3 protein-coding genes are annotated in these 4,081 nt (G+C 70.6%); 2 read left to right on the top strand and 1 reads right to left on the bottom strand.

What is annotated here, in order from left to right:
• Positions 1-243: 243 nt before the first annotated feature.
• Together VJR25_RS01845 and VJR25_RS01850 are read left to right on the top strand one after the other, a co-directional pair.
• Positions 244-2,937 carry a beta-eliminating lyase-related protein gene (locus VJR25_RS01845; protein WP_324111926.1) on the top strand — a complete coding sequence of 898 codons (2,694 nt, stop codon included), beginning with the start codon at positions 244-246 and terminating at the stop codon, positions 2,935-2,937.
• A gap of 72 nt (positions 2,938-3,009) precedes the next feature.
• A complete protein-coding gene (locus VJR25_RS01850) occupies positions 3,010-3,492 on the top strand; it encodes an inorganic diphosphatase (protein ID WP_324111928.1) in 483 nt (160 codons plus the stop codon).
• 79 nt (positions 3,493-3,571) lie between these two features.
• On the opposite strand, the gene VJR25_RS01855 is transcribed toward VJR25_RS01850, so the two are convergent.
• On the bottom strand, positions 3,572-4,081 hold a 510-nt coding region (locus VJR25_RS01855), incomplete at its 5' end, for a M23 family metallopeptidase (protein ID WP_324111930.1).

The raw sequence follows: 4,081 nt of genomic DNA on the forward strand, positions 1-4,081 counted from the left end.
TGCCGCACTGCGCGTCGCACCTGCGCGACGGCGGGATCGAGCGGCGGGCGGACGGTCTCGGGCTGCGGCATCCCTCCACGCTACGGCGTATGACGGCGGCGTGTTCCCCGCCCACCTCCCGGGACACCGGCGCCTTTTCCCGCTCGGTCTCGTACCCCAGACACAATCCGGATGGGCGATCCGCGCCCGTCCGTGCCGAGGTGCACTATGGGTGGTGATCATCGAACGAAGAGGGGCGAGCCGATGACGTCTCCCGAATCCCACCGTCTGCTTCCGACCGGCGTTCCCGGAATGCCCGCCAGCACGTGGCGGCTTCGCAGCGACGCATGGGAGTACCTGCGCTTCGCGGTCAAGGGTCTCGCCGCCGTCGGCGGCGACATCGGCTCCGACGAGGAGATCACCCGGTCGCTGGGCGCCCTCGAGACCCTGGAGCTGTACTGGGCCGGGTTCGGGCAGCGCTACGTGCGCCTGGTGCGCGAGCTGCTGGTCGCGGGTGAGCTGGAGCAGGCGCTCGACCTGATCGGCCGCGTGGTGCATCGCCTGCGCCGGTCGTCGGTGCCGGACGACCCGCGCGACGAGCCGATGGACGAGTCCGAGCGAGCCGAGCACGCGAACGACGTAGACCCGCGGCCGCGGTTCGAGGTGCTGCTGATCGACGAGACCACACCGGCCGACCGTGAGCAGCTGCGGGCGGACGTGCTGAGGATGCGGTCGGCCGCGGATGCCTTCATCTACGAGTACGTCGTGGTGCCGTCCGCGGACGACGCGATCGCGGCCGTGCTGACGAATCCGAACATCCTCGCCTGCGTGGTGCGCCCCGGGTTCTCGGACCGGACGAAGCAGCCGCTCTCCCGCGACCTGCACGAGGTGATCGGCCTGGCGCACGAGCAGGGCGGCCGGACGTCGTCGGTGCCGCACAGCATCCCGGCCAGCGTCCGCCGGGTGGTGCACCTGGCCGACACGCTCGGGGCGCTGCGGCCCGAGCTGGATGTGTACCTCATGGCCGGCGCGCACATCGAGGACCTCGCCGGCACGCTGTCGCGCCGGTTCCGGCGGGTGTTCCGCCGTGAGGACCAGCTGGAGCTGCACCTGTCACTGCTGCGCCGCACCTCGCACCTATACGACACCCCGTTCTTCGACGCGCTGCGCGACCACGCCCGGCGCCCGGTGGGCGTGTTCCACGCGCTGCCGGTCGCCCGCGGCGGGTCGGTGGTCACGTCGCGGTGGATCAGCGACCTGGCCGACTTCTACGGGCTGAACCTGCTGCTAGCCGAGACCAGCGCCACCTCCGGGGGCCTGGACTCGCTGCTCTCACCGGTGCACACGCTGAAGAAGGCGCAGCAGCTGGCCGCGCGGGCGTTCGGGGCGCGGCACACGTTCTTCGTCACCAACGGCACGTCGACCGCGAACAAGGTCGTGCATCAGGCGGTGACCTCGCCGGGCGACGTCGTGCTGGTGGACCGCAACTGCCATAAGTCGCACCACCACGCGATGATGCTCACCGGGGCCCGGCCGGCGTACCTCGACGCGTACCCGCTGAACGACTACGCGTTCTACGGGGCGGTGCCGCTGTCGCGCATCAAGCAGGTGCTGCTGGACTATCGCGCCCAGGGCCGCCTCGACGAGGTGCGCATGGTCACGCTCACGAACTGCACGTTCGACGGCATCGTCTACGACCCCGAGCGGGTCATGGCGGAATGCCTGGCGATCAAGCCCGACCTGGTGTTCCTGTGGGACGAGGCGTGGTTCGCGTTCGCGACGTTCCACCCGGTCACCCGGCGCCGCACCGCGATGGCGGCGGCACGCCGCCTCGAGGAGCGGCTGCGCACCCCGTCGCACAGCTCCGCGTACCGCGAGCAGCGGGCCCGGCTGGTCGACCCGGAGACCGGGGAGGCCGCCCCCGACGAGGTGTGGCTGACCGAGCGTCTGATCCCGTCGCCGGATGCCCGCGTGCGGGTGTACGCGACCCAGTCCACCCACAAGACCCTGACCGCCCTGCGGCAGGGGTCGATGATCCACGTGCACGACCAGGACTGGCGCCGGGACGCGGAGGAGCCGTTCCACGAGGCGTACATGACGCACACCTCGACCTCGCCGAACTACCAGATCCTCGCCTCGCTCGACCTCGGCCGCCGGCAGGTGGAGCTCGAGGGCTTCGAGCTCGTGCAGCGGCAACTCGACCTGGCCACGAACCTGTCCCAGGCCGTCGCCCGGCATCCGCTGCTGCGCCGCAACTTCCGCGTGCTCACCGCGCACGACCTCATCCCGGCCGAGTACCGGGAGACCTCCCGTCCGATGCCGCTGCGCGACGGGCTGGCGACGATGTGGAAGGCGTGGGCGGACGACGAGCTCGTCGTGGACCCCAGCCGCATCACGATCGAGATCACCCGCACCGGCGTCGACGGCGACACCTTCAAACACGAGTACCTGATGGACCGGTACGGCATCCAGGTCAACAAGACCAGCCGCAACACCGTGCTGTTCATGACCAACATCGGCACCTCCCGCAGCGCCATCGCGTACCTCATCGAGGTGCTCGTCAAGCTCGCCGCCCGGTTCGAGCGGGAGCGGTCCGAACGCGACGAGGACGTGCCGCTGCCGGATGCCTCCCTGCTGCCCACGCTCCCCGACTTCAGCGAGTTCGCGCCGGCCTACGCGGCCGGGGCGGGCCTTCCCGACGGCGACATGCGCGCCGCGTTCTTCGACGGGCAGCTGCGCGGCCGCGTGGAGCACGTGGCTCCGGACGAGCTGCGCGCCCGCATCGCGCGCGGCGAGTCGCCCGTGTCCGCCGGCTTCGTCACCCCGTACCCGCCCGGGTTCCCCGTGCTCGTGCCCGGCCAGGTGATCTCCCCCGAGGTCGTCGAGTTCATGGCCGCCCTCGACACCCGCGAGATCCACGGGTACGACGAGGGCCGCGGCTACCGCGTCATGAAGTGACCGCGATCCGGGAGCGCCCGGCGCCCCGGCTAGGCTGGTCACCGGCATTTCCCGTTCAGAAGGAGCATGAGCATGGGCGCGTACGACGCCGTCATCGAGATCCCCCGCGGCAGCCGCGTGAAGTACGAGGTCGACCACGAGACCGGCAACGTCCACCTCGACCGCATCCTGTACACCGTGTTCGGGTACCCGGCGGACTACGGCTTCTTCGACAAGACCCTCGGTGAGGACGGCGACCCGCTCGACGTGCTCGTGCTGCTGGACCACCAGCTCTTCCCGGGCGTGCACGCCGAGGTGCGTCCCGTGGCCGTGCTCAAGATGAGCGACGAGGCCGGCGGCGACGACAAGGTCGTGGCGGTGCTCGCCAAGGACCCGCGCTGGGCGCACATCCAGGACGTCGACGACATCCCGGAGTACACGAAGAAGGAGATCGCGCACTTCTTCGAGCACTACAAGGACCTCGAGCCCAACAAGTGGGTCAAGGTCGACGAGTGGGCCAGCGCCGCCGAGGCCGAGCGTCTCGTCTCCGAGGCCTTCGCACGCTTCGAGCACTGAGCGGCGCAGACAGAAAGAGGAGGATGCCGCAGGCTGCGGCGTCCTCCTCTTCTCTGTGCGCCGACCGGCCTCGTGCGGATCAGACGCTGATGCCGCGGGCCGCCATGAAGTCCACCGGGTTCACCGGGAAGCCGTTGACGTAGGTCTCGAAGTGCAGGTGGCATCCGAACGAGTTGCCGGTGTTGCCCTCGCTGGCGATGAGCTGCCCCGCGCGCACGTGCTGCCCGTAGCGCACGAAGATGCCGCCGGGGCGGATGTGGCCGTAGCCCGTCCCGGTGCCGTCGCCGTTGTCGATGTGGATGTAGTTGCCGTAGCCGCCGTTCGCGCCCGCGTAGACGACCCGCCCGCCGTGCGCGGCGTAGATCGCCGAGCCGCAGTAGGACGCGAGGTCGACGCCGTAGTGGAAGCTGCTGGAGCAGTAGTAGGCGTTGCACACCGCGGTGCGCGGGCCGTAGCCGGAGGTCTGCACGCCGCTGGACGGGCGGCACCAGCCGTTGGCGAGGACGTTCCCGCCGGCTCCCCAGCTGCCGCCGCCTCCGCCACCGCCGCCGGTGTCGTTGCCGCCGGAGCCGGCCTGGTTGGCGCGGGC

Source organism: Microbacterium sp. (assembly GCF_035277845.1).
In the GTDB taxonomy this organism is placed as follows: Bacteria; Actinomycetota; Actinomycetes; order Actinomycetales; family Microbacteriaceae; genus Microbacterium.